The organism is Mesobacillus subterraneus, assembly GCF_000934845.1.
Taxonomy (GTDB): domain Bacteria; phylum Bacillota; class Bacilli; order Bacillales; family Cytobacillaceae; genus Mesobacillus; species Mesobacillus stamsii.
Window position 1 is genome coordinate 14,772 of sequence record NZ_JXIQ01000013.1, and the last position, 25,038, is coordinate 39,809.

Below are 25,038 nucleotides of genomic sequence, written 5' to 3' on the forward strand. Positions count from 1 at the left end.
ATGGAACATTTTTTTGTTTTAGGTACATTTTGCAAAAAGTTGAACGTTGAAAGAAGATAAAAATACTTGTTTGTATCCTAATGATGTAATAGCATGATATATATTCTGAGAAAAGTAATCTTGTCTCTGTTTAACCTGCAGTATGGAAATCCCACCTAATAAACATTTTTCGCACTTACCCCTTATTACCTTGTTTTTCATAATAAGCCAAGCAAATATAATAAACAGCTGCTGCAATCAATATAAATAGCCTGTATTCTGTTAATTGATTTTTTTCACTATAGTAATTGGCATCTATTATAGATGTTAATGCCATACCGCCAAATACTATGACTCCAATCACCACAAAAACCTTAAAGTTACTGTTATTCGTTATTTTCCTATTAATACCCAATTATTGTCAACTCCACAAATTTATTGTTTTGTTTTAAAACTATTTTTAATATAAATAAGGCTGTCTATTGCGACAGCCTTACTCATGTGAATAATTTATATAAAAGGGGGGGTCCTATTTCTCTTTTATAATAGCTGTTTTTGTTGCAGATATTATGCATATTTCATTACAATCTAATTACATTATAAATATTAATTAGACTCTTTGATTTTTTCTTAGAGAACTCAAATACTCCTCTTCGAATTTTTCTAGACGGTCTTCAATCTCGTCATTCCTTTGATCTTTTGCCCAAGCAAAAAAGATGAAAGCAATTACCGTTCCATAAATGATTTCTTGGATTATTTTCATTAGTGCTCCACCAGCCTGTTGATCATCCAACGAACTAACCCCAAATAACGAGGGGCTGTGTAAATAGGAATTATACAAAAGTTCCTTAGAGAAAATGATCAATGCACAGGCTGGGGTCAACAGGATGCCCATTCCACACACATAAGCAATTTTATATAACGGTTTCATATTATCCATGCTTTTCACAGGTGACACAACCGGCCACCACATTATAAATGATAATATTAACAAGAAAATAATGGATAGAGTCATATATAGCGAGCTGCCCATGATAAAATCAAAAATGAAAGGGACATGGTAAAAAGAGAAAAAGCCATTAAATAACAATAAAGCAAGGATGGGTTTTGTCAGGATATGATTGGTTCTTTTCAAAAAAGATCTTTTAGAAAAAAATACTTCAAGTTCCTTATCAGGTAAACCGTAAAGAATCAACGGAGGAACCGCCAGGTATATGATGGACTGGATGACCATATGAACCGAGAATAGATAGTCACCAACAGCATCGATTGGAGTACCCAAGGCGAAAATAAATAACCCCGCACCGGTGTAGAAAGAAAGTTTTTGCTTTTGGGAAATATGAAAGTTAGTCGTTCTTTGCTTGTGGTTATAATAAAGAATGATTACAATCCCAATTAAGATAACAAAAATATTCCAATCAAAAACTAACTCTCCTGCTGATTTATATTCCATATTCATTAAATTCACCCCTTATAATTGAATACTTATTTGTTCCCTTTCTTATAGGCCTTGTAAAGAAAAAAACCATAAGCGATTAAAAGAACTGCTAAAACCATGATAAGAACAGTAAATGCCTTAACCATTCCGCATCCTCCCTTACATGTATAGGTGTTCATATTTAAGCGTAAACTTACCAGCACATAATTTCAATAGATTGAAAAAGTAATAAAATTTGATATCATTATAATTGTGGTATTTGAGGTATTAATACAATCCTTGCTAATTGCTGATCTGCCTCTATAAGCAGATAACAGTCGCTTCCGATTCCATTTAAATCCCTAATTTCTTTTGGGATATTTATCACTCCATTGTAAATCGTTCGCTTGTTCAAATATGAATCGCTCTCCTGTGTTTCAATAATAATATTGCCTTGGCGATAGTCTACGAATAATGTGGTGTCTTCATTTATATTCATTACTTTGGTTATTTCTTTAGGAATTGAGACTTGTCCATTTTTATATAGCTTCCTGATAAACATGCAAGTTTCCTCCTATAAAGGTTCTAAAATAGAATAGATAGTACATATATACAGCACAATTGTTTACTCACAAAAATCCCTGTCCAATGATACTTGGACAGGGATTACTTTCCTCATTTAGAAATCAGTCTAACTGTTGCTCAGTATTCCCTTTAAGTCCTTGTCCTTTACAACCAAACCGGCATCTTTCAATTCTTTCTGCATCACCTCTTGAGCTTTTGTCTGATCAATTTTTGAAAGCTTCATTTGATATTCAAGTTCAGACTTCATTTTATCAAAGGACTTTTTCTTCTTTTTATCAGTTAACTCAATAATATGATAACCAAATGAGGATTTTACAGGTTCACTCACCTCATTAACTTCTAGTGTATACGCAGCTTTCTCAAATTCCGGATCCATCTTTCCTGTTCCAAACCAGCCAAGATCTCCGCCCATATCAGCAGAAGCTTTGTCGGTAGAATACTCTTTTGCTAAATCTTCAAATTTATTGCCGTTAGCAAGCTTACTCTTAACTTCTTTGGCAGTCTTCTCATCTTTCACGAGAATATGTCTAGCCTTAACTTCAGGCTTGTAGGCTTCATAGCTATCTTTAAGTTCCTGATCAGTCACCTTGACATCTTTTATTAAGGCTTTTTCCATCAAAAGTTGGCTTTTAAGTACTTCTTTCAATTCGTTCTCATCTTTAATATTATTTTGGGCAAGAACCATTTCAAAGTTTTCACCTGTTTGATCTTTGATTTCATTTAACTTTTTGCTAACTTCCTCATCAGACACTTCGTACTTTTTTGCAAGCACTTTTTCATATACAAGTTCCTGTAATTCTTGTTCTCCGTATTTTTTCTTCATTGCCTTATACAGGTCTTCCTTGGAGATATCCCCAGCTTTAGTTTCTGCAACAACCTCCGAATTTGTGTCACCAGACGAACATGCACTTAAACCTGCTATACTGGCTGCTAACGAAAGCGCAATAATAGTTTTTTTCATATTAACACTCCTAATTACGATAATTGAATCAGATACCAAATAAAGGATTTAAACTAAATGCATATGTGCTCATATAGACATTATGTTACAATGTTATGGAAAGGTCAAGTTTTTCTATGATCTTCTGTTTTCATGTGTTTCCTGTAAAACGTTATCCATAAAAAGCAATAGAATAATCCTTAAGGTTTTTTGAGGAGGGAATGTGGTGGTATCAACCATTACAGCAGGAATAGCACCTGGCGTGGCATTATTGAGCTATTTTTATTTAAAAGATAAATATGAGGCTGAGCCTTTATCCTTAGTTGCTAAAGTTTTCTTTCTTGGGGCCCTGCTTGTTTTTCCAATCATGTTCATTCATTATGTTTTGACTGCTGAGAACATCATTCCAGGACCGATCTTCGAATCTTTTCTATCGGTCGGGTTTTTGGAGGAGTTTTTTAAATGGTTCATAGTTTATTATACTGTATACAGACACCAGGAGTTTAATGAACCCTATGATGGCATCGTATACAGTACAGCTGTGTCATTAGGATTTGCGTCTGCTGAGAATATTTTGTATCTTTTGGCAAACGGAGTCGAATTTGCCTTGAGCCGAGCATTACTGCCAGTATCAAGCCACGCTTTGTTCGGTGTGATGATGGGATATTATATAGGAAAAGCAAAATTCACGAAGGATTTTCGCCTCTGGTTATTATTCCTTTCCATAATGGTGCCAGCCTTATTGCATGGAGGATACACATATATCCTGCTTACTATTAAGAATTGGTTTTTCCCCATAACAATATATATGGTGATCTTATGGTTTATTGGAATCAGGAAAACAAAATTGGCAAACTATCTTAGTGACCAGTTTTATAAAAATAGGCCAAATAAAGAAAAACCCTTTATTAGTCATTAATAAGGGGTTATTTTGGGTATATATTCGTAATACCGATTATTACCTTGTTTGAGAACCGACTTCTATAGCATTTTCAACTAGTGATTAAAAAGACCCTTGAAATCTATGACAAAACAACTCTAGAAGGGTTAATTTACTCCGGTGCATTTAACCTCTTCTGTTTGAATAAAAAAAATATTCATCAATTAAATATCAATAAACATACATTGCTTCAAAAGGCAACAATATATCATGAAAAAACCCAAGAAGTTTGACAATTTTTTGAACTTTTCGAATGATGTATAAAAGAGGTGAATTAGAATGGTAGACATCAGGATGCTTAATCTCATAAAAGTGGTCGGCGGTTTAGCCCTAACTATTGGGTGCGTAATATTTTTATTCGGCTTTTTTGGAAGCGATTCCAAAATTGTCACAGCTGTCGGGATTGGAACAATTGGGGGTTCAGTGATTATTTTTCTTATGGGTATGTTTTTTGTAGTATCTGAAGAAGTGTTAAAAAAAACAAATAAGTAGACAGAACTCTGTGTTTGAAGGTAACAAAAAGAGCGCCCTAATTGACGCTCTTATCCTTCTGTTTTCAATAACCCCACACAAGAGTGAGCAAGGAGCCAAAAATTGTGGCTAGTGCAATAAATACAGCATAATAGATGCTCGTGAAAATTGAACCTTTATCCTCACTCTCTCCAGCATGCATGAACACTACCAACTGGACAGCTGCCTGGATAAATGCAGTAAACAGCAGAATAGTCATTCCATTTGTAAAAGAAATATCTATGAAGTAAACCGTAAGAGCCACTGCCGTAAGAAGTAGTGAGAAAACAAATCCCATTACCTGTTTAAGGGGAAATAATTCTTTCATGTTTACATCATTCCTTTCAAGTAGACGAAGCTGAAAATAAAGATCCACACCACGTCAAGGAAATGCCAGTACAGTGAAAAAATAAATGATTTATTAGCTGTTTCTGGAGTCAATCCATACTTTTTTATCTGCATGACAATAGCCAATCCCCAGAAAACTCCGAACGTAACATGAGCACCATGTGTGCCTAGTGTTGTAAATAATGCCGCTGAAAAACCACTTGTTTGAAGAGTCAATCCTTCGTGGATATATTGAACAAACTCATATATTTCTACACCTATAAACCCAACCCCAAGAACAAGAGTAATGATAAAGAAATTTATCATTGCTTTTGCTCTTCCGAGTCTCATTGCATTAATCCCTAATCCAATCGTAAAACTGCTGGTTAAAAGCAAGAGTGTCTGAATAATGAGGGTAGGAGCCTTAAATACCTCTTCTCCACCAGGACCGCTTCCAGTGCGATCAACCATTATAAAATAAGTCGCAAAAAGTGTTGCAAACAAAGCAATTTCTGCACCCAGGAAGATCCAGAACCCTAATATTTTCAGGCGATTTTCTTCTGTACTATATTCAAGAGGGAGAGTATGATTTATTTTCATTTTTTGATTCCTCCCAATTTCTTCTCAGCTTCTTTTATTTCATCGACAGTGATGTATCGACCATGGTCTTTCTCGAACGAACGATAGAGCATAGTTGCGAATATGCCTATTAACGAAATAATGGCCAGGGTCCACATGCTGAATACCATAGCAAAACCAAATACAAAAAAGAAAGAACTCATGATAAATGGCAACCCACTGTTATTTGGCATATGAATTTTTTCTAGCTTACCAGGAAACAAGTTGTGCCCATTTTTCTTGGCATCCCAAAATGCTTCAGAAGAGTTCACATGAGGGACTAATGCAAAATTATATTCAGGCACAGGACTCTTAGTTGCCCACTCAAGTGATCTGGCATCCCAAGGGTCAGATCCGATGTTTCTTGGAGCGTAGCGAGTGCTGTAATAGATATTGTATACGATTAGTATGAAACCTACCGCAAGACCAAGTGCGCCTATAAAGGAAATCGTATTCCATATTCCAAAACCAGTCGATTCAGAATAGGTGTACATCCTGCGAGCTTGCCCATCAAGACCTGATATAAACATCGGGAAGAATGTCAAACATACACTGATTGCGATAAACCAGAATGACCATTTCCCAATTCGTTCATTCAGCATGAAACCAAAGATCTTTGGCCACCAATAGGTCATTCCAGCAATCATTGCGAACACGACACCAGGAATGATTACCAGGTGAAAGTGAGCTACAAGGAACATAGTGTTATGATATTGATAGTCTGCACTAGCCATTCCCAGCATTACTCCTGTAACCCCACCGATTGTGAAAATTGGAATGAATCCAAGAGAGTATAGCATAGGGACCGTAAAGGTGATTTTTCCCTTCCAAAGGGTAAGGAGCCAGTTGAAGATTTTAACTCCTGTAGGAATAGCAATCGCCATCGTTGTAATAGAAAAAATACTGTTAACCAGCGCACCTTGACCCATAGTGAAGAAATGGTGAACCCAGACTACAAATGACAACGCAGATATAGCGACGATGGAAATGACCATTGACTTATATCCATACAGGTTTCGGCGGGCAAATGTTGGTATGATCTCACTATAGATGCCGAACGCAGGCAAAATTAGGATATATACCTCAGGATGCCCCCACACCCAGAAGAAGTTGGCCCATAGCATATCCATGCCGCCGTTTGCTGTCGTAAAGAAGTTGGTTCCGAATAATCGGTCCATTGTCCCCATCGCCAGCGCGACCGTTAAAACCGGAAAAGCGAAAACGATAATCACATTGGTGATCAGCGCTGTCCAGGTAAACATCGGCATTTTCATTAACTTCATGCCAGGTGCCCTCATTTTCAAGATAGTGACAATAAAGTTAATACCAGTAATTAATGTTCCTAGACCAGCGATTTGAATCGCAATCATATAGTAATTCGTCCCTACCGAAGGACTAAATTCATTTCCCGCCAGTGGGAAATAGGATGTCCATCCTGAATCAGGTGAACCACCAACAATGAAGGAAATGTTAAATAACATCGCTCCCATAAAATATAACCAGAAACTTAAAGCATTCAATCGAGGAAACGCCACATCACGAGCCCCAATTTGCAATGGGACTACAAAGTTCATTAAAGCAGTGACAAACGCCATAGCCATGAACAAAATCATGACTACTCCATGTGTTGTAAAAACCTCATTATATTCTTGGGCATTCAAAAGTGTGTTCTCAGGTATAGCCGTCTGGGCACGCATCATTATGGCATCTACTCCGCCACGGAACAACATCAGCAGAGCTGAAATGAGGTACATGATGCCGATACGTTTATGATCTACTGTTGTTAACCATTGCTGCCATAAATAACCCCACTTTTTAAAATAAGTAAGGCCTGCAAGTATTGCAATAATCGTTAAGCCGATGGCAACCATCGACGCATATATGGTTGGACTTGGGTTTGGAATAGCAAATCTCTCAAAGAACTCCATCTATCGCAACCCCTTTCTGTTATTCATTTAAAATTAACTGCAACATCATTCAGAAACACTGTATTGTTACCTGGTCCTACATATCGTCCATTTTGTCTTGATCCATTGTTTCATTCTCTTTTTCTTTTGATGTCTCTTTCATTTGGTGACCCTCTGGAGGCGGAAGGAAAGATAAATGGGTGCCTGTAAATGTCTGTTGACCAAGGTGGGCAGGTTCTAACAATTTATCAAATTTTTCTGCAGTCATTGGTTCTGCAGTTGCCTTGATTTCATCTACCCATTTTTTGTATTCTTCCTGTTCCATTGCTGTAACGTTAAACGTTTGCTCTGCGAATCCTGCACCTGTAAAACTAGCATTCCGCCCACTATATTCTCCCGGAACATCTGCAGCTAGGTTTAGCTTATTGACCATGTCTGACATAGCGTATTTTTGTCCACCTAATTGCGGAATCCAGAAACTGGAAATCGGTCCAAATGAATAAAGCCTAAATTCTATCGGCCTATTCGTTGGAATAAAAAGATAGTTCACTGTTTCAATATTCTCTTCCGGGTAACTAAAATGCCACTTCCAATTCGAAGAAGATGCATAAATGACTAACGGTTCCTGTTTTTCAAACCCCTTAGGTGTTGACTCAACTTCATATGTAGATTTGACAGTAATAACCGAAAGGAAAATGACAATTATTATTGGAACGCCAACGAATATCGATTCAATTACTTTACTGCCTTTAATATGTGGCGGTTCATAATTTTCATTTTGCTTTGATGCTCGGTACTTCACCAACATGACAATGAAAAGAACAAAAACAACAATAACAACAAATGCCATGGTCCAAATCGAAATCATGATCACATCTGCTGTTGTACGAGCTTGAGGACCTTTTGGGTCGAGGACCGTTAATGGTTCACAACCAGAAAGCATGGCGAAAACACCAAAAATTAAAGTTAAAATCAACCATTTTACCTTCATTGATTTACCCCTTTCTTAGATTAACTGAGGAAGTTAGAAGCCTATCCGATAGATTTCGAATACTATGTAAATTACATCACATACAATTTCATAGTTTTTATTCAATGCCACCAAGAAAAAGAACGCCAAGAATTTAAATATATGAGCATATATACATAAATATCCTAGTAAGCATCTATAGGTTTCTAACACGCTCATAATGTTAACATACTTTAATTGGTGGCTTTATTTTAATTTGTGACAAAATGTTGAAGGTTTTATTTTACAAAATGATAAATAGTCGATTTGGCTGACCTGTTTATGTTAACTACCCGTTAATTGAGAATTGTTTCCTAAAGAGGGTAACTGTTTAAAGAAAATCGTTCAAACAATAGGGGTATGGGAACACTCCTCCACTCCCATTCCGCTTCTGAAACATAAAAAGATCGCTAAACAGCGATCTTTTTATGTTTTTCATTATTATAAATTTTCAGGAAACACCCTGGCAAACAGTCGAAATGCCCACGTAACTAAGTTCTATTATCGTTGGTTTTATAAACCTCATAAATCTTTTCCGATTCTTGACCTTATTGGAATAGCATCAGGTTCACACCGTCAGCCACTCAGGCTTATATTTCAATATAGAAACTATTTATCATGGTCATTTGAACCTAACTTTCTTTCCAATTCTATTAATTCCTTATCTGATTTCTTCTTAAATAAATAGATAACACCTATAGCCAATAAAGACAAAACAGAATACACAATTATTGTTGGCATAAGCTCAATCAAGTTCAAACCTAATACAAATTGCATGTCCATCACTCCCAGTTTATATTCTTATCAAAATTTACGCTAACTCTCTTATAACCTGTCTATTTTTTCGGTACCAAATAAACAATCCTGCACGAAGGGCATTATCAGCAGCAATAGAGACCCAAACAGCGGGTAGGCCATATCCCAACTTCCACGCAAAAATATAGACTCCAAGTGTTCTGATCACCCAAATCCCAATAATTGTAACGATCATTGGAAATGTACTGTTCCCCGATGCCTGGACAGCTGAAGTATCAACAAGGACTGAAGCAAGGAATGGCTGGGAAAACATATCGATCAATAAAACAATCAGCAATAAATGCAGGACCGTCTGATCGGTTGTAAACAACATGCCAATCCATGGGCTGCACGCAGCGAGTATCGCCGTAATCAGCGTCATGGAAACAGCAGATTGGATATAGCTCCATTTTCGGTATTCCTTTGCATCCTCCAGGTTGTTTTCGCCAATCGCCTGCCCGATCAAGGTGCTGGCGGCGATGGCAAACCCTCCGCCAATCGTGTAGGCAAAAGTCGTCAGTGTGCCTGCAATGTTATGGGTAGCATAAACCTCGATACCCATCCGGACAATCAGGCCGAAATAAACGACCTGACCCAGACGCATGGACAGCCGTTCCAAAGTGGCCGGTAGCGCAAACTTCCCCATGCTGCCAGCCAGGCTTCCGACAAATTTAAAATCATCTTTAGACAAAGCGATAGCTGGAATCGACTGCGATTTCAGCCACAGCCGGAGAAATCCGTAAACCCTTGCCAAAATCATGGCAATGGCAGCTCCAGTCAGTCCCCATCCTTCTATTGGACCTACACCGAAAATTAAAATATAGTCCAAAATTACATGAACAGCATTCATTTCGATACCGACCCTAAGTGGCGTCCGTGTATCCCCAATTGCCCGAAAGGTAGCTGACTGTGCCGTGAACAATGCTACAAACGGTGTTAAACCGAGGATGACCTGGAAATAGATAATGGCCGTACTTTTTAGGGCCTCATCTGCTCCTGCCCAGTCCAGCAGTGTATCCGAAAACCCAACAGACACCCCGGAAAATATAAGGCCGGCTATTGCGGAGATCAGAAGACCATGAAAGATAACCGACTTGCTCCGGGCTTCGTTCTTTGCCCCAAAGGCTCTTGATAAAAAAACCGCAAGTGTCGCTGACAATGCGGTAAAAACCCCAATATATGTCATGCTGTAAATATTGGTTACACCGACAGCGTTAATGGCCAGCAACCCAAGCTGGGCAATAAAAAACGAATCAACTACTCCTAATAAACTTTGTAAATAGGATTCCCCAATCGCTGGCATAGCAATATTAAATACTTTTTTTGCTTTTTTCGGAATCTGCAAAATAATTCCTTCTTTCTTTATAATAAAAAATTAATGGGCCACTCCCTGTTCCTTGCTTAAGTTTTGGATGTTAAACAGCTGTTCATAAAGCCCGTTTTTGCCCATTAACTCTCCATGTGTTCCTTGTTCTGCCACTTTCCCATCTTTCATGAAAATAATTTTATCCACATGCGTGATGGTAGAAAGCCGGTGAGCAATTACAATAGTCGTTCTATTTTTCGCTAATCGATCGAGAGAATCCTGGATTAAAGCTTCCGATTCCAAATCCAAGGCAGATGTCGCTTCATCAAGAATCAATATTTTTGGGTTTTTGAGAAACACTCTGGCTATGGCAATTCTTTGCTTCTGGCCACCTGATAACTTCACCCCTTTTTCCCCGATTTCCGTGTCATATCCATTGTGCAGGCTAAGAATGAAGTCATGTGCATTGGCAGCCCTGGCAGCTGAAACGACTTCATCCTCGACCGCAGAAGGATTACCCAATAAAATATTTTCTCTAATCGTTCCGCTAAACAAAATATTGTCTTGGAGCACCATCCCGATATGGCTCCTGAGGCTTCGCTGGGTAAAGTCGTTGATATTGATCCCGTCAATTGAAATTCTGCCTTTTTCTATATTATAGAAGCGGGGAATAAGGCTGATGAGAGAGGACTTTCCTCCTCCGCTCATCCCGACCAAAGCAACGGTACTGCCCGGATGAATCACTAAATTAATATCTTTTAATATATAATTGGCATCTTGGTCATAACGGAACCACACATCCTGAAATTGAATCTCTCCATCCACTTTGGATATTATCTTGGCAGAGGGATGGTCAGTAATATCATAAGGATGATTCCATAATTCCATGACACGCTCAAGTGAGGCCGATGCCTGTGTTAAAAGAGTGGAGGAATTAACGAGCCTTCGAAGCGGGCTATAGATCCGGTCAAGATACCCAAAAAAGGCGACAAATGTACCAAGTGTAACCTCTCCGGTAATCACCTTATATCCTCCGTAGGCAATTACGAGCAAGGGTGCAATATCCGTCAACGTATTGACAACGGAGTTGGTTAGTGCATTCCAGCGAGTAGCTGCAAGTGCTTTTGCTAGGAATTTTCTGTTTCTCCGATCAAATTGGCCCTGATCATATTCCTCCAATGTAAAGCTTTTGACTACCGGCATCCCAGATACACGTTCATGCAGGTATGACTGAACATCTGCAAGGGATTGAGAACGTTCCTTTGTTAATCGTTTTAGACGTTTGTATAATATCCTTACCGAAATGGCATAAAGGGGAAGAATGGCGATTGCCACAAGGGTCAGCTTAGTGTTGAGAGTGAACATAAAGCCCAGAGCGATCGTTAATGTAAAGATATCGAGCCATATATTCATCATCCCTGTTTCGACGATATTCTTCGTTTGTTCCACATCGTTCATGACTCGGGAGATTACTTCACCTGTTTTATTGTTTTGATAAAACCTAAGTGAGAGCTTTTGTAAATGATCATACAGCCGATCACGGATATCATATAATATCCTGCTGGTAATTTCCTGCGCATAATATTGACGAAAATATTCAACTGGGAAGCGAATAATAATGAATAAAACAAACGCAGCAGCAACGACATAACCGAGCTTTAACAGCTTCTGGGAATTAGATATTTCCGCAAGAAGGATTGAGTCAACAGAATACTTCATCACTAAAGGCAGTGTTAAAGGAATTCCGAATTTAACGACACCGATCAGCATTGTAATGACGACAAGTTTCCAGTATGGCTTGACAAATTGACTGTATATCTTAAAGCTGTACATATTAACTCCTTTTGACCACTATTCCACTAAAAAAATACAAATCTATTGTATTTTCCTAGCCGGATTGTATTCTGAAGCCATCAAATATTGAGGGCAAATGCAACAATAACATTGAAAACTAATAAGCTACTTTTTCTATTAAACTCAACACCAGAACCATTTATATAATTATGATATCAGGGGGCCTATAAAATGAATAACTTTGTAAACCAGAAAAATCTGTCCACTCTAAAACATAATATCATTATTTAAGGATGGCAAACTGCAAATTTTTTCCGTTAACCTTTTCACCCTATACATGGTCATGTATTCATATATATAATCAATCTTATAATCACGCTTACTCCCTGTCAACGGGGAATTCCATCAAAGTAGTCTTCGAGTTATTGTGAGAATCTGATATTCATGTTATGTTTTTATATGATTATATGCACATACACAATAGGATTGGATGATTGACAAATGCGAAACAGGTTCCAAAAATTCACGATTGCTGCTACTATTTTGGCCCTTATCCTTGGAAATTTAGTTGTTGCAACAAATTCTGGCGATGCTTGCGGCTCTGACTGGCCGAAATGCAATAGTAAGCTAATTCCAAATTTTTCAAGTATTAATATTCTAATTGAATATTCACACAGACTTTTTACCACTTCTTTAGGTTTTATCATCCTGATTAATGCAATCCTCGTATGGAAAAAACTTAAAAAATCGAACACGAAATCGATTTGGCCGATTTTATCAATCGTTCTGCTGCTCATCCAATCATTGGTTGGGGGTCTGAATGTTTTACTGGGAACTCCGATCGGATTTACAACCCTTGATGTGACTGTAAGTCTTTTTCTGCTGGTATCGGTTATTTATACCCATAACATTCTTGAGCCGCCACTTTTAGGTAAGAAGAGTGCACCGCTCCAAAAAGGTTCCTTTGCATTGTTAGTGTTTATTTTTATTGAAACAATCATTGGGGCTGTTTTCAAGCACTTCCGAATCAGCAAAATGCTTATTACAGATGAAGGCGGAATTTCATATATCTTATATTCAATCCATGGATTACTAGGAATAGCGGCAGTTTTAGCATCATCTTATATTTTATTCTGGTCCTTAAGAAATAAAACGTTCAGGCTGCTGTCTGTTAGTCTGACTTTCTTTCTCTTATTAGCAGGAGTGTACGGGTTTGTTTCCAAGGCTAGTTCACTCGCTCCTGTCTATTCTTCATTCCATATGATTTTTACAATTCTGTCTATTTCAGCCGCTAGCTTCCTGGCAGCCGAGCGAAAAGGTTTTGGGAAAGGAATTACTTCGTAAAATTTTCAGCAAATAATCCAGAAAGCAGTTTCCCACAATAGCTATTGGAAAACTGCTTTTTATTCTATCTATTTTCTCAATGTTCCATAGGCATTAGGACGAGCAATATATAAATCAGCGATGCTCCTAGAAGCAATACGAAAGCTGCTTTCAATCTCGGCAGTTTTTTATAATTTTTCCAAATGCTCTCATAGAAGGTAATATAGCTAAGTGTACCGATTGCAATTCCGTTTAACATGGTTGGCAGCTTGACTGTTGTTGGCTGCAAGCTTGCACCAATTATTGAAGATAAGCCCACTGTGATTGATAAGGCTATACAGAGGCCAATAAAAAAAACTGCTTTTCCTCTTGAGTTTATAAGTACACCCATCAAGATGAATCCTTCAGGAATATGATGAAAAAATGCTGCAGCAAGGAATATCGACGGATTCAGCAATTGTTGTTGAAGATTTAGTCCGAGTGCTAATCCTGTTGGTATGCTGTGGACAAGCAGAGCGAAAAAGGGCAAAAAAATCGTCCACTTGCCTGCTTGAGTATCCGGAGCTTTTCTATGAATAAAAATATCTAAGGTGATCATTACATAAACCCCCAAAAAGATGCCCGCAGCAACACCAATAAAACTTAACTCACTGAATGCTTCGGGAAGTAATTCGAAGCATATGAGACCCAAAAGAAGGCCTCCAGAAAAAACATGTATATATCCGCCCCTTTTAACCTTCCCCGTCAGAATGGCTGCAACGTAACCTCCAATTGTCGTTCCCAGGAAAACAATAAAGAATAGATTGGCTACTCCTCCATAAATCATTCCTCATCAATAGCCTCCGTCCATCACATATGGTTTGTACAATTTATACTCACTAGATGTTCTTGTTATGTATAGTTGGGACCCTCCTAGGATAGTAGAAGGAATGCAGTAAAACGATTGTAAAGAACCTTAGTTTATATATATGAGCATATACTCATAATAGAAGTGGTATTAATCTTTTATGTATATTTAGGTAAAGTTTTATTTTTTTTTACTGCGGGGTCTTTCATTGACTCTTATGATCGTAATGAAAAATCGCAACAAGATAACGGGTATTTACGGACTGGCCCCCTCTAACACAAAAGAGCTTATATTGCTGGAATCCGCTATTAATCTTTCATAGTTGCAGCCATAAAAAAGCCTTCCTTCCTGAAATCAAATCAGGAAGGAAGGCTTTCTTTGCCACTGTTCATTTAATTACAGCCGCCATGGGGATTAGGACATCCGTGTTCTTCTTTTTCAACCTGGATTGTAGCATGGTCAATTCCAAATTCTTCATGGAGAATGGACTGGGATTGTTTTAAAACTTCATCATGACTCCCCTCTCCTGAGATGGAGATGTGACAACTGAGCATATGCTCATCTGATGTAACTGACCATACATGAAGGTCATGTATGCCTTTTACATTTGGTACATTCAACAAAGCAGTTTTTAATTCATTGGTACTAATGCGGATTGGTGTTCCTTCCATCAGAACGTGGAAAGAATCTTTCGTAACTCTCCAGCCGCTAATTAAAATTAATATACATACAATAACGCTGGCAATCGGATCTGCAACACCCCAGCCAAAGAAATAAATTAAAATCGCCGCAACGATTGCCCCTACAGACCCAAGCATATCACCAATAACGTGGAGGAATGCACTTCTTACATTAAGGTTTTCATCTTTGTCTCCTCTCATAAGAATCCAGGCCGCCACAATGTTTACCAGCAAACCAATAAATGCAACAGTGAACATTCCAAGGCTCTGGACCTCTGGAGGGTTAAGAAAGCGATTATAAGCTTCATAAAAGATGTACACAGATATAATGATCAATGTCAAACCGTTTAATGCTGCTGCGATAATCTCAAACCTTCGATACCCAAAAGATTTGGTTTCACTTGCTTTCCGTTCTCCGAGTTTTAAGGCAAACAGACTTAATCCCAGCGCGGCGGCATCACTAAGCATATGCCCTGCATCTGAAAGAAGCGCAAGGCTGTTTGTAAGAATCCCCCCAATAACCTCAACCACCATGTATGATGATATAAGGATAAAAGACAACATTAACGCCTTTTTATTGCTCGAATGGCCATGACTGTGGCCATGGCCGTGTGAGTGTCCGTTTCCCATATTGACCCCTCCTAAAAACATGTATACATACTCATATACAAATATAAAGGATTATCTTTAAATGTTCAAACTTTTTTATGTTTATTTATGCCCCACTTACTTTCTTGTTAATAAAAAAATGACAATCTTCCTTTTAGAAAATTGCCATTATCCAGATATAATTTTAGTGATGACGGGCATGATCGATTGTTTCTTTTAACAAGTCCATAACATGCTGATCGTCACATGAATAATAAATAGTCGTTCCTTCTCTACGGAACTTTACCAGCCTTAAATTTTTCAAAAATCTCAACTGGTGAGAAATCGTGGTTTGAAGCATGCCAACCGACTCTGCTATTTGGTTGACCGAATGTTCATTTTTCGACAGCAAATAGAGTATTTTGATTCTTGTCGGATCCGATAAAGCCTTGAAGGTTTGGGAAACAATAAAAAGGGTCTCTTCATCTAAAACATCTTGATCTTGGTCTTGTTCCTGGTCCCGAATTTTGTCTTGATCAGCCATTTTACTCTCCTAACAATCCTTTTCCTATCATTATATCATTCACTTTATCCCAGAAAAAGTTTGTACCCCTTAGAAAACCTCTTCGGCAGCTTTTATAGAAGGAAATTCAATTTAAAAACTTAAACTCTTATAACTAAATAATCTCCACTTTTCATTTGGACTACATCAGCTTTCATTGCTTTGGCCACGTCCCGAACCATTAACCTCTGCTGTTCTTCATTCTCAGCTAACAGGGTAAGCTGACTGCCTCCCAGTATCCTTTCCTTGTTTAAAGTGACAAATGCCAGAATCTCATAACCTGGTCTCTCTGAAGATTCTCTTCCCATTGTTTATTCCTTTCCGACAAGATTTGTTTTCATGACCGCATGGCTCTTTTTCGTACTTTCAAGCAAAGGGGTCTTTTTAACGGCTTCAATGAGCTTATCCTTGTCTTTAATGATTGGAACGAGTGTCACCACAATCCTCCCTTTTTCATAATCCTTCCTTGTAAAATGATACCGTTTAACCCCCAGGGCCCTCGTTGCTTCAAAAAGTGCAGCCTGCCTTTGTCCGAAGTTGTCCAAAGCAATACGGAAATGTTCCTCGTGAGGGTAAATCACTACAGCCATTCCTTCATTTTTAAACAATGTGGCAGCATTTTCCGTTCCTAACTGGTTCGTCACATACATTCCATCTACAAACAATTCCGATCCCTTCACTTCAATCTTTCCTTCTTCTACTTCAGCGATATCTCCGATTGTTTTTCCTTTAGAAAACCTTTTTAATATGTAAAACCCTACTGCACCCGCAATTGTCCCGGAAATGATATTGATTAATTTCGACTCACTATCCACAATTTGAATCGTGAGGGCAGTCAAAAAAGAAACAATCAATGAAAAATAATTCCTTGCTTCGAATGTCTTTGCGATTCCGTCGATATACGCGTCTCCACGAAAAGCATATTCAGTGTTTTCCACATCTTTCAAACTTTCCCTTTCCGACTTTCTTACATCCCGGAACTGTTGGATGGCAAGCGTCAAAAAAGTCACTGCGACAAAGTTTTTAGTCATTAACGCCGGAATGGCTACTGCACCAAGGGCAGCAGCGACAAACCCGGTAACCAGATGAATCATATAGCCATTCGGATAGCTGGGATATTGCCTGAAATCTTCCTTCACAGTCAGAATCCGTGCCAATGTTCCAACGCAAATAGCCGTAATGATCATAACAATATGCTCAGATGATATCATTCCTTCTCTCATGGCTGCCTCCTTCATTCCTCAGCAGTCATTCCCATTTAGTTTTAGAAAAATACATATCAAATCCAGAGTGAGACTTTTGTATCCACCCCCTGGAAACACTCCCCCCTTTTTAAACCAAAAAGACCAGTCATTTTCACTGGTCCTTAATGGGTATATTCTTCTTTCTCTTTATGGGCAAAACTTTCTCCTTCAAGCTGAAGAGTTGAATGCTTTACTTTAAATCTCTCTTTTAAGAGGCTGGTCGCCTTGTTCAGCAAGTCATCGTTATCAAATTTTGGCTCGACAACGAGATGGCCGCTTAATGAAGGCTGATCGGAAGTGATCGACCAGATATGAAGATCATGGACTTCTTCCACACCTTTCAGTTCTTCAAGTGCCTTCTTCACCTCATCAATATTAATATGTGTGGGTGCTCCTTCAAGGAGAATATGGACCGACTCTTTCGTCACTCTCCAGCCACTGACTAGCACCAGGATTGAGACGACAATACTCGCAATTGGATCTGCAAGATTCCAATTAAAGAACAAAATCAGCAATCCAGCCACTATGGCTCCCACAGAACCTAGCATATCGCCAAGAACATGTAAAAACGCGCTCCGGAGATTGAGGTTTTCTTTCGTGTTTCCCTTTTGGAGAATCCATGCCGCAACTATATTGACAATCAATCCAGCTACAGCAATATATAGCATTCCGGTGTTCACTTCTGGTGGTTCAGAAAACCGGTTGAAGGCTTCCCAAAACACATAAATGGATATTCCAAGTAAAGTGATCCCATTTAAAAAGGCCACCAATATTTCTATCCTTTTATAGCCGTAGGTCTTGGCAGCTGTGGCTGCCTTCTCACCGATTTTAATCGCAAGCAAACTTAACCCCAGCGAAACCGCATCACTTAACATATGCCCAGCATCACTAATAAGCGCAAGACTATTAGTCCAAATCCCGCCAATTAGTTCTACTATCATAAAACCAAAAATCAAAATAAAGCTGATCAGGAGTAACTTTTTATTATTGCTGGATTCATGGCTATGCCCTTGCCCCATTGGTACACCTCCCCTTAACGACTAAATTAAGTTTTCTTATCCTTTATCCTGTATTTTGATGTTTAAAACTATTCGTCGGTTTGTCTCATATTTTGGAAGATAACTATCACAAAAATAGAAAACATAATTCTCATCTTTGTCTTTCCGAAACCTTAGTCGTGCGGGTTATGGTGGTGTATGATTAATATACTTCTAATAAATTGCGTTTTTAAAGAACTGCATATTTTCTCCACAAATTTCGGTTACATTTATCACAATCAAGAAGGTGACTATGTTGAAATTATCTTTAAAGTTAGGTTTGTGGATTTTCATCTGCATTTTACTGATTGAGACAGTTTCGATGATTTTTTTACATAACAATGTTGTCCACTCGCGAATCGACCAGGAATTAGATTCTTTAAAAGCACGCGGGAACAGTCATCGCGACGTACTGGAAATGGCTTTTGATGATTCAACCCTTCAGCATATTGGGTTAATGGAATCGCAAACTGACACGGATGTGGTGGTGACCAATTCCGCTGGAGAAGTTTTATTAACATCCAAGGAGATAAATGGCGGGATGGAACAAGTCCTTGACCATTCCCTTTCACAGCTTCCACGGCAGGGTGTTATTCTTCAATCGGAATGGAATGAGGAAGAGTACATAGCCACCGTTACTCCGTACGAAACGGTAACAGATAATGGATATGTTTATATGTTTCGGGATACAGAAAATGTTAAAGCATTCGTCTCCCAGTTAAACAGGCATTTTATGCTGGCATCGATCTTGATCATATTCTTTATGTTTATTACTATTTTCCTTTTAACAAAGGCACTTACAAGACCGCTTATTTTGATGAAGGAAGCAACGCGAAAATTGAGTAAAGGAGATTTTTCCGTTTCTGTGCCTGTTCAATCCCATGATGAATTGGGTGAGCTTGCCCAATCTATTCAGACATTGGCAAACGACTTGAATCATATTAAACAGGAACGAAATGATTTTTTGGCGAGCATATCCCATGAACTCCGGACTCCATTGACTTATATAAAGGGCTATGCCGATATAGCCCGGCGAACCAATTTAAGCCCACAGGAGCGAACTCACTATTTGCAAATCATTGGTGAGGAATCAGAGCGGATCAACCGCTTATTGGAAGAGCTCTTCTACCTTGCCAGAATGGATCAAAATGAATTTCTCATCACCAAAGAACGTGTCCGGCTCTTTCCTTTCCTTCATTCTATATACGAAAGAGTTTTACCCGCGTTTTTAAATAAAAACATACAGTTACATCTCGATAGCGATCATGATGTATATGTCGATATCGATCCCTCACGGTTTGGACAGGTGCTTTCCAATATTTTAGACAATGCTTTAAAATATTCGAATGAAGGTACTGCAACCACGATCCGGGCATTTAAAAAGGATTGGAATGTTGTCATTTCCATAACGGATCAGGGAATCGGGATTCCCGACGAAGACCTTCCCTATGTGTTTGAGCGGTTATACCGTGTTGAAAAATCCCGCGCCAGGATGACCGGCGGATTTGGTTTGGGGCTTGCGATTGCGAAACAGCTTGTCGAAGTCCATGGTGGATCCATTTCCGTTGAAAGCAGACTTGGAGAGGGGACAACATTTACGATTGTACTTAAGGAGAGCTGAAAATGAAAAAAGTGTTGTTAGTCGATGATGAGCAGAGAATGCTTGATTTGTTGGAATTATATATCGCACCACATGGATATGTTTGTATCAAAAAGAATTCAGGCAATGATGCCCTTTCCTTTCTCGAGAAGGAACAAGTGGATCTGGTCCTCCTCGATGTCATGATGCCAGATATGGATGGCTTGGAAACTTGTGAAAAAATCCGGCAACTCTCCAGTGTACCAGTTATCATGTTGACTGCCCGAAGTGCGGACGAAGATATAGTAAAGGGGCTTAAAAAAGGCGCGGACGATTATGTAACCAAGCCATTTAACGAGGAAGTCTTGCTGGCAAGGATCAATGCGGTGATCCGACGGTTAGATTCAAAGTCAGAAAAGGATACCCTTACTTTTTATGGATTATCAATAAATGAATCAGCTATGGAAGCATTATACAAAGGCAATCCAATTATATTGACGCCAAAAGAATTCTCTCTTTTGAGCACCTTTATAAAAACTCCTAACAGGGTGTTCTCGAGGGATTATCTCCTTACTTCATTATGGAGCTTTAAAACAGAAACGGAAAACCGTACAATCGATTCGCATATCAGAAATTTAAGGGACAAATTGCGGCAGGCAGGATTTCCCGTCGATCAGCATTTGCTAACGGTTTGGGGTGTCGGATACAAATGGAGTTCTGAACGTTCGTGAACCTCTTCCAATAAGCATTTAAAGTGGTACTTGAATAAGCCAAACTTACGGTACATACACACTATGGTAAAATGATGTGAGCTTTCAATTAATTTAGTTTTGGTTGTGATATACAATGAGTTTATTTGAAAAACTATATACTCTGATTATATTTTTAGCAGTAATGATTGGCATTGGGATAGGACAAGTGGGACCAATAAGATCTAATGCGGAAGGCTTTATTGTTCCTTTATTGGTAGCGATGCTTTATATTACGTTCTTACAAATCCCATTTGAGGATATCAAAAATGCTTTTAAAAATATTAAGTTTACCTACACTTCAATCACGATCAACTTTGTCTGGACACCAATCCTGGCATGGCTGCTGGCAATGGTATTTTTAGGTGATAACCCCGCTTTGTATATTGGCTTTATCATGCTGATGGTTACCCCATGCACTGACTGGTACTTAATCTTTACAGGGATAGCCAAGGGGAATGTAGCATTATCAGCTGCAATTTTGCCTTTAAATTTAATCTTGCAAGTCATTTTGCTGCCATTTTATCTTCTCATTTTTGGCGGGACAACAGAGGTTATTGAGTTCACATTTCTAGTGGAAAGTATCTTAATCGTTTTGTTCATTCCATTAGCTTTAGCTTATCTTACGAAAATGGTCTTGAGAAATAAACAAGAGTTAAGAGAAATTCTAATATCAAGGTTCAGCGTGCTACCGATCATTTTTTTAAGCCTTGCAATTGTGGCGATGTTTGCTTCTCAAGGTCAATTACTGCTTGATAACTTAGATTTAATGTGGAAAATTACCATCCCCATTCTATTATTTTTCCTCATCAATTTCTTTGTTGGTCAAAGGGTAGGCCAGCTTATGAAGTTCCCGAACTCCGACAGAACAAGCCTAAGCTTAACTACTTTAGCAAGGAATTCACCCATTGCTTTAGCCATTGCAATGACCGCATTTCCGGACCAGCCTTTAATCGCTTTAACATTGGTGATCGGTCCATTATTGGAATTGCCTATCCTTGCAATCATCACCCAGGTTTTATTAATTATTGCAAGAAAGCACACATCCCTTTTGTCATGATGTGTGTTTTACAACTTTTTATCTTTTAAAAAACGTCATTCTGCAGCTGAAAGTTCCTCTTCTGTCACCCATTTATGATTTTTCACAACTTCTCCTCCGCTTGTTGGAGTGAAATCAATCATATATACGGTAGATCGCTCAGCAGTATCGATTGTCGCTGTTGCCTCGTTCATTCCTTCCATATGCTCTGCCGTCAAAACAACTTCATCACCAGGTTTATAAGGTTGATCTCCCGCATTTTCCAGCTCTTCATGGATTACCCATTTGTGGTTCGATACTTTCTCGCCTCCTGTTGTTGGGGTATAGGAAACAGCATAAACCGTCGTGTCGTATGCTCCGACAACAGTTCCGATTGCTCCATTCATCCCTTGCATATGGTCGGAATTCACCATTACCTCCCTTCCTACTTCAAAGGCAGGATTTTCTGCTTCTTTCAATCCCTCTGGAACCTCACCAGAATCTGAGTGGTTCATCCCCCCATGGTCCCCTTCGTTGTTTTCGGTATTCTCCTGGCTATCCTTCTGGCTGTTCTCGTGGCTAGAGTTCTCATGATCCGCACTTTCATTTTCGTTTTCACTGCCAGTATCTGAACAAGCAGCTAAAACAAGTGCGGTAATGACTGATAGAACAAACAGCGCTAGTTTCTTAGTTTTCATGACGATTCCTCCTGAATGCTCAATTCTTTGTAATAATTAAGGTACCCGATTAAGTTGCAGAAATTGTGCATTTCTGATTACTTTTATTTTTCATCTATATATAATTTATAGTTTTAAATTCCATGCCCATCCTCCCCGCTTGCAAATGAATTCATTTCCAAAATAGAAAGTAATGTTTACATTGATAAAATTCGGTTAAACAAAATATACACCCAAAAAATGAGGAGGGATTGAAATGGCTAAAATTGCTGTTGAAGAGCCACTTACTGATATTAAACAAGCCTTAGAGGAAAAAGGGCATAATGTAGAAATGTTTAGAAATGAAGAAGACTTACCTTCCTGCGACTGCTGCGTAGCAAGAGGGACAGAAGATTTAGCTGATAACCAGTTAAATAATGTACCAGTTGTGGATGCCACAGCTCGTTCTGTAAACGATGTTGTTTCTAAAGTTGAGAACATTGTAAAGTAATCAAATAAGTTCTTGATATAGCACAAGAATTAATAGAGAAAAAGCTCGGAGTATTCCGAGCTTTTTTGTGTACAGGCAGCAAAATATTTTTAACCTTTCCTTGATAACCAGTCCAAGCAATAGCCTAGATTCGGTATGCCTCCTCTTTCATTTCCTTCTGTGTTGTTGAGTACTTGAAATCCATTATATGAGAATTAAAAACATGCACAGAAGCCCAGCTTTCCCCATATTAATGAAACGTCAGATAAAATAAAGGAGGTATGTGTTTTTTATCCAGCACAACCATTCAGACAGTATGGGCAATATTCGGGTGATATGGGAGGTCAAATGGCGAAAGGGTCTTCATTGCTGCATACTATTCAGCACTGTGAAGCAACATGCGAAGATATGGTCACCCACTTGATCGGTTTACAAAATGATGATAGAAGAGATGTTCAGATTCTATTGTTAAGGGACTGTGCCGATATGTGCACATTAATGGCAAAATACCTTGCACGAAACAGCTTTTTTTCTAAAACATTGGCAAATATTTGCGCCTATATCTGTGAACAGTGCGCAATGGAATGCTCCAAATACCCTGACCAGATGTCACAGAATTGTGCCCAGGTTTGCCAGCATTGCGCCCAGGCTTGCAGGGCATTTGCGGCGTAAGTTTGATACCCTGTAGATTAGCTGAAAATAGTGAAAGAAATTACACCAGTAAGGCAAGATGTATTCTTGGATTTACATGGTGTTTTTTTTATACTTGCCCATTCAGACTGGAGATATCGGGAGAAAACATGTATGTCCCGTGCCTATTTAAGTAATAATTTTAAAGAGGTTTTACCTGTACTGACCTACATATATTTAGATTTTCAGACAAAGTACCTTCCTCCTGCAGGATGAATATACTAACAAAAGAGGAGGGTGATAGACAAATGAATTTGCCTGCCGTCGACTTAGGGATTATGGCTGAACATTTAAGTACCCATGAAGGAGTCAACAATAAGCTGAAAATGTACTATTCCTCAGTCCAAAATCCTGTTTTAAAAAATATTTTAGAATTGAATATTAATATGTTAAGAAATCATGTCAGGACCATGCTGGCGCTAATTGACCCTGATCGAACACATCAAGTACATTTGCCTGAATTGCAACGTTTTGATTTTAGTATGGATGCTGGAAAGCTCAGTGAAATCGAACAAGATATTGCCCTTGAAGCAAGGTCCACAGCCAAGCTGATGGGGAGCGATAACTTCAATTCGGCTTTGATGATGAAGGATCCCAACGTCAAAAATATACATCTTCAAATGGCCTATCAAGATGTAAGCATGCAGATGATTTATGATCATTTAATAAAGCATACTCATGGAGAATTCATTCCAACTGTCAGTAAAGAAATGCAGTTCATGACTTTGCAGCACTATAAACATGTGCAAAATGAATAGACTTTTTAGGTCGGGGAGCCGCTTGTTAGCTGGCTCCCAACTTCTTATGGCAGAAGGAATTTGTGCATTTTTTATGCAGTTTATTTGATTAAAGAAGTGGTAGAAAGTAGTGAACCCAAAAATAGAACAGGAGGAATCAATATGTTATTGCCTGCAACTGATATGGGGCTAATTGCCGAACATCTATCAGCCCACGACGGCTTGATTGCAAAAATAAAAATGCATGAAAAAAAGGTCGAGAGCGTCGAATTAAAATATATCCTGAATAAAAAGCTCGATGTGTTAAGGAGTCATGTGAGATTGATGATGGGCATGCTGGATCCAGCCAAAAGTGATTTTGAAGAGGTTCCAACATTGGACGAGCTTCCATCTGGAAACCAATCTGTAGGAAAAGTAAAGAATGGGAGCCAGTTGGACAAGCATATTGCTCTGGAGACAAAAAAGGCGGCTGAGTCCATGGCTTTAGATAACCTGGTTTCTGCACTTAAGATGAAGGACCCTAAGGTCAAGCATGCACATGTTCAATTTGCTCTTCAAGAGATTGAGATTGTTAAGGATGTTACGGAAATACTAAAAGAAATGGGAGCAGAAATCACTCCTCTTGGTACTGAGGAAGAGCAGCAGAAGATCTTGAAGCATTTTGAACACATCTTAAAAGAATAGTTAATGAACATTATAGAAAAATAAAAA

27 protein-coding genes are annotated in these 25,038 nt (G+C 38.6%); 9 read left to right on the forward strand and 18 right to left on the reverse strand.

Translation table 11 applies throughout. The features are described 5' to 3' along the window. Positions 1-175: 175 nt before the first annotated feature. From UB32_RS01430 to UB32_RS01445, 4 genes are all read right to left on the reverse strand, one after another. Positions 176-394: a hypothetical protein gene (locus tag UB32_RS01430; protein ID WP_044390604.1), complete on the reverse strand. Its 219-nt coding sequence runs from the start codon at positions 392-394 to the stop codon at positions 176-178. Positions 395-589: 195 nt separating this feature from the next. After that, on the reverse strand, positions 590-1,438 hold the full coding sequence (locus UB32_RS01435; RefSeq protein ID WP_052806912.1) for a cytochrome c oxidase assembly protein: 849 nt from the start codon (positions 1,436-1,438) through the stop codon (positions 590-592). 223 nt (positions 1,439-1,661) lie between these two features. Next, positions 1,662-1,958: an AbrB/MazE/SpoVT family DNA-binding domain-containing protein gene (locus UB32_RS01440; protein WP_044390606.1), complete on the reverse strand. Its 297-nt coding sequence runs from the start codon at positions 1,956-1,958 to the stop codon at positions 1,662-1,664. A 129-nt stretch (positions 1,959-2,087) separates the two neighbouring features. Beyond that, on the reverse strand, positions 2,088-2,942 hold the full coding sequence (locus tag UB32_RS01445; RefSeq protein WP_044390608.1) for a peptidylprolyl isomerase: 855 nt from the start codon (positions 2,940-2,942) through the stop codon (positions 2,088-2,090). Between the two features lie 205 nt (positions 2,943-3,147). Between UB32_RS01445 and prsW the strand changes: the two genes are divergently transcribed. Then, positions 3,148-3,840: a glutamic-type intramembrane protease PrsW gene (gene prsW, locus UB32_RS01450; protein WP_044390609.1), complete on the forward strand. Its 693-nt coding sequence runs from the start codon at positions 3,148-3,150 to the stop codon at positions 3,838-3,840. 577 nt (positions 3,841-4,417) lie between these two features. Here the strand turns inward: prsW and qoxD are convergent. The 7 genes from qoxD to UB32_RS01485 form a co-directional block, all read right to left on the reverse strand. Further along, positions 4,418-4,699, reverse strand: coding sequence for a cytochrome aa3 quinol oxidase subunit IV (qoxD, locus tag UB32_RS01460; protein WP_044390611.1), 282 nt, complete (start codon positions 4,697-4,699; stop codon positions 4,418-4,420). A gap of 2 nt (positions 4,700-4,701) precedes the next feature. Next, positions 4,702-5,298 carry a cytochrome aa3 quinol oxidase subunit III gene (qoxC, locus tag UB32_RS01465; RefSeq protein ID WP_044390613.1) on the reverse strand — a complete coding sequence of 199 codons (597 nt, stop codon included), beginning with the start codon at positions 5,296-5,298 and terminating at the stop codon, positions 4,702-4,704. After that, entirely contained in the window at positions 5,295-7,244 is a 1,950-nt protein-coding gene (qoxB, locus tag UB32_RS01470; protein ID WP_044390615.1) for a cytochrome aa3 quinol oxidase subunit I, read from the reverse strand. The genes qoxC and qoxB overlap by 4 nt, the downstream gene beginning before the upstream one ends. 76 nt (positions 7,245-7,320) lie before the next feature. Further along, entirely contained in the window at positions 7,321-8,214 is an 894-nt protein-coding gene (gene qoxA / locus UB32_RS01475; protein WP_044390617.1) for a cytochrome aa3 quinol oxidase subunit II, read from the reverse strand. 627 nt (positions 8,215-8,841) lie between these two features. After that, entirely contained in the window at positions 8,842-9,009 is a 168-nt protein-coding gene (locus UB32_RS19945) for a hypothetical protein (RefSeq protein ID WP_157841605.1), read from the reverse strand. Between the two features lie 34 nt (positions 9,010-9,043). Further along, complete coding sequence (locus tag UB32_RS01480) at positions 9,044-10,372, reverse strand: MATE family efflux transporter (RefSeq protein ID WP_052806913.1); 1,329 nt, start codon at positions 10,370-10,372, stop codon at positions 9,044-9,046. A 30-nt stretch (positions 10,373-10,402) separates the two neighbouring features. Next, entirely contained in the window at positions 10,403-12,166 is a 1,764-nt protein-coding gene (locus UB32_RS01485) for an ABC transporter ATP-binding protein (protein ID WP_044390619.1), read from the reverse strand. A gap of 462 nt (positions 12,167-12,628) precedes the next feature. Here UB32_RS01485 and UB32_RS01490 point away from each other — a divergent pair, with 462 nt between their 5' ends. After that, positions 12,629-13,471: a COX15/CtaA family protein gene (locus UB32_RS01490; RefSeq protein WP_044390621.1), complete on the forward strand. Its 843-nt coding sequence runs from the start codon at positions 12,629-12,631 to the stop codon at positions 13,469-13,471. Between the two features lie 76 nt (positions 13,472-13,547). On the opposite strand, the gene UB32_RS01495 is transcribed toward UB32_RS01490, so the two are convergent. The 6 genes from UB32_RS01495 to UB32_RS01520 form a co-directional block, all read right to left on the reverse strand. Continuing rightward, the gene (locus UB32_RS01495; protein WP_044390623.1) at positions 13,548-14,276 is read right to left on the reverse strand and encodes a ZIP family metal transporter; all 729 of its coding nucleotides are present in this window, start codon (positions 14,274-14,276) and stop codon (positions 13,548-13,550) included. A 413-nt stretch (positions 14,277-14,689) separates the two neighbouring features. Next, positions 14,690-15,607, reverse strand: coding sequence for a cation diffusion facilitator family transporter (locus UB32_RS01500; protein WP_044390625.1), 918 nt, complete (start codon positions 15,605-15,607; stop codon positions 14,690-14,692). 163 nt (positions 15,608-15,770) lie between these two features. Then, complete coding sequence (locus UB32_RS01505; RefSeq protein WP_044390627.1) at positions 15,771-16,109, reverse strand: ArsR/SmtB family transcription factor; 339 nt, start codon at positions 16,107-16,109, stop codon at positions 15,771-15,773. Positions 16,110-16,228: 119 nt separating this feature from the next. Next, complete coding sequence (locus UB32_RS01510) at positions 16,229-16,435, reverse strand: capping complex subunit for YIEGIA (protein WP_044390629.1); 207 nt, start codon at positions 16,433-16,435, stop codon at positions 16,229-16,231. 3 nt (positions 16,436-16,438) lie between these two features. Further along, positions 16,439-17,350, reverse strand: a complete 912-nt coding sequence (locus tag UB32_RS01515; protein ID WP_044390631.1) for a YIEGIA family protein — start codon at positions 17,348-17,350, stop codon at positions 16,439-16,441. Between the two features lie 143 nt (positions 17,351-17,493). Continuing rightward, entirely contained in the window at positions 17,494-18,390 is an 897-nt protein-coding gene (locus UB32_RS01520; protein WP_044390633.1) for a cation diffusion facilitator family transporter, read from the reverse strand. 271 nt (positions 18,391-18,661) lie between these two features. On the opposite strand from UB32_RS01520, the gene UB32_RS01525 reads away from it, so the two are divergent. The 3 genes from UB32_RS01525 to UB32_RS01535 all read left to right on the forward strand — a co-directional run bounded on the left by UB32_RS01525 (position 18,662) and on the right by UB32_RS01535 (position 21,796). Next, positions 18,662-20,029, forward strand: a complete 1,368-nt coding sequence (locus UB32_RS01525) for a sensor histidine kinase (RefSeq protein ID WP_044390635.1) — start codon at positions 18,662-18,664, stop codon at positions 20,027-20,029. Between the two features lie 2 nt (positions 20,030-20,031). After that, positions 20,032-20,718, forward strand: coding sequence for a response regulator transcription factor (locus UB32_RS01530; RefSeq protein WP_044390636.1), 687 nt, complete (start codon positions 20,032-20,034; stop codon positions 20,716-20,718). A gap of 115 nt (positions 20,719-20,833) precedes the next feature. Further along, on the forward strand, positions 20,834-21,796 hold the full coding sequence (locus tag UB32_RS01535) for an arsenic resistance protein (protein ID WP_044390637.1): 963 nt from the start codon (positions 20,834-20,836) through the stop codon (positions 21,794-21,796). A 35-nt stretch (positions 21,797-21,831) separates the two neighbouring features. Here UB32_RS01535 and UB32_RS01540 read toward each other — a convergent pair whose 3' ends face one another. Then, on the reverse strand, positions 21,832-22,452 hold the full coding sequence (locus tag UB32_RS01540) for a YdhK family protein (protein WP_044390638.1): 621 nt from the start codon (positions 22,450-22,452) through the stop codon (positions 21,832-21,834). Between the two features lie 235 nt (positions 22,453-22,687). Here UB32_RS01540 and UB32_RS01545 point away from each other — a divergent pair, with 235 nt between their 5' ends. The 4 genes from UB32_RS01545 (at position 22,688) to UB32_RS01560 (ending at position 25,011) form a co-directional block, all read left to right on the forward strand. After that, positions 22,688-22,921 (forward strand): YkuS family protein, encoded by a 234-nt coding sequence (locus tag UB32_RS01545; RefSeq protein ID WP_044390640.1) that lies wholly within the window; start codon positions 22,688-22,690, stop codon positions 22,919-22,921. A 327-nt stretch (positions 22,922-23,248) separates the two neighbouring features. Continuing rightward, complete coding sequence (locus UB32_RS01550; protein ID WP_044390641.1) at positions 23,249-23,572, forward strand: four-helix bundle copper-binding protein; 324 nt, start codon at positions 23,249-23,251, stop codon at positions 23,570-23,572. Positions 23,573-23,838: 266 nt separating this feature from the next. Next, positions 23,839-24,348: a hypothetical protein gene (locus tag UB32_RS01555; RefSeq protein ID WP_044390642.1), complete on the forward strand. Its 510-nt coding sequence runs from the start codon at positions 23,839-23,841 to the stop codon at positions 24,346-24,348. A gap of 141 nt (positions 24,349-24,489) precedes the next feature. Continuing rightward, on the forward strand, positions 24,490-25,011 hold the full coding sequence (locus tag UB32_RS01560; protein ID WP_044390644.1) for a hypothetical protein: 522 nt from the start codon (positions 24,490-24,492) through the stop codon (positions 25,009-25,011). Positions 25,012-25,038: the final 27 nt, after the last annotated feature.

Bases quoted from the DNA above. Each gene is read 5' to 3' on its own strand.
- UB32_RS01550 (WP_044390641.1), top strand. From the start codon at position 23,249: ATGGCGAAAGGGTCTTCATTGCTGCATACTATTCAGCACTGTGAAGCA.
- UB32_RS01510 (WP_044390629.1), bottom strand. From the start codon at position 16,435: ATGGGAAGAGAATCTTCAGAGAGACCAGGTTATGAGATTCTGGCATTT.
- UB32_RS01435 (WP_052806912.1), bottom strand. From the start codon at position 1,438: ATGAATATGGAATATAAATCAGCAGGAGAGTTAGTTTTTGATTGGAAT.
- UB32_RS01530 (WP_044390636.1), top strand. From the start codon at position 20,032: ATGAAAAAAGTGTTGTTAGTCGATGATGAGCAGAGAATGCTTGATTTG.
- UB32_RS01520 (WP_044390633.1), bottom strand. From the start codon at position 18,390: ATGGGGCAAGGGCATAGCCATGAATCCAGCAATAATAAAAAGTTACTC.
- qoxD (WP_044390611.1), bottom strand. From the start codon at position 4,699: ATGAAAGAATTATTTCCCCTTAAACAGGTAATGGGATTTGTTTTCTCA.
- UB32_RS01515 (WP_044390631.1), bottom strand. From the start codon at position 17,350: ATGAGAGAAGGAATGATATCATCTGAGCATATTGTTATGATCATTACG.
- qoxC (WP_044390613.1), bottom strand. From the start codon at position 5,298: ATGAAAATAAATCATACTCTCCCTCTTGAATATAGTACAGAAGAAAAT.
- UB32_RS01545 (WP_044390640.1), top strand. From the start codon at position 22,688: ATGGCTAAAATTGCTGTTGAAGAGCCACTTACTGATATTAAACAAGCC.
- UB32_RS01525 (WP_044390635.1), top strand. From the start codon at position 18,662: ATGTTGAAATTATCTTTAAAGTTAGGTTTGTGGATTTTCATCTGCATT.
- UB32_RS01440 (WP_044390606.1), bottom strand. From the start codon at position 1,958: ATGTTTATCAGGAAGCTATATAAAAATGGACAAGTCTCAATTCCTAAA.
- qoxB (WP_044390615.1), bottom strand. From the start codon at position 7,244: ATGGAGTTCTTTGAGAGATTTGCTATTCCAAACCCAAGTCCAACCATA.
- UB32_RS19945 (WP_157841605.1), bottom strand. From the start codon at position 9,009: ATGCAATTTGTATTAGGTTTGAACTTGATTGAGCTTATGCCAACAATA.
- UB32_RS01490 (WP_044390621.1), top strand. From the start codon at position 12,629: ATGCGAAACAGGTTCCAAAAATTCACGATTGCTGCTACTATTTTGGCC.
- UB32_RS01505 (WP_044390627.1), bottom strand. From the start codon at position 16,109: ATGGCTGATCAAGACAAAATTCGGGACCAGGAACAAGACCAAGATCAA.
- UB32_RS01555 (WP_044390642.1), top strand. From the start codon at position 23,839: ATGAATTTGCCTGCCGTCGACTTAGGGATTATGGCTGAACATTTAAGT.
- UB32_RS01500 (WP_044390625.1), bottom strand. From the start codon at position 15,607: ATGGGAAACGGACACTCACACGGCCATGGCCACAGTCATGGCCATTCG.
- UB32_RS01495 (WP_044390623.1), bottom strand. From the start codon at position 14,276: ATGATTTATGGAGGAGTAGCCAATCTATTCTTTATTGTTTTCCTGGGA.
- UB32_RS01540 (WP_044390638.1), bottom strand. From the start codon at position 22,452: ATGAAAACTAAGAAACTAGCGCTGTTTGTTCTATCAGTCATTACCGCA.
- UB32_RS01560 (WP_044390644.1), top strand. From the start codon at position 24,490: ATGTTATTGCCTGCAACTGATATGGGGCTAATTGCCGAACATCTATCA.
- UB32_RS01445 (WP_044390608.1), bottom strand. From the start codon at position 2,942: ATGAAAAAAACTATTATTGCGCTTTCGTTAGCAGCCAGTATAGCAGGT.
- UB32_RS01485 (WP_044390619.1), bottom strand. From the start codon at position 12,166: ATGTACAGCTTTAAGATATACAGTCAATTTGTCAAGCCATACTGGAAA.
- qoxA (WP_044390617.1), bottom strand. From the start codon at position 8,214: ATGAAGGTAAAATGGTTGATTTTAACTTTAATTTTTGGTGTTTTCGCC.
- UB32_RS01535 (WP_044390637.1), top strand. From the start codon at position 20,834: ATGAGTTTATTTGAAAAACTATATACTCTGATTATATTTTTAGCAGTA.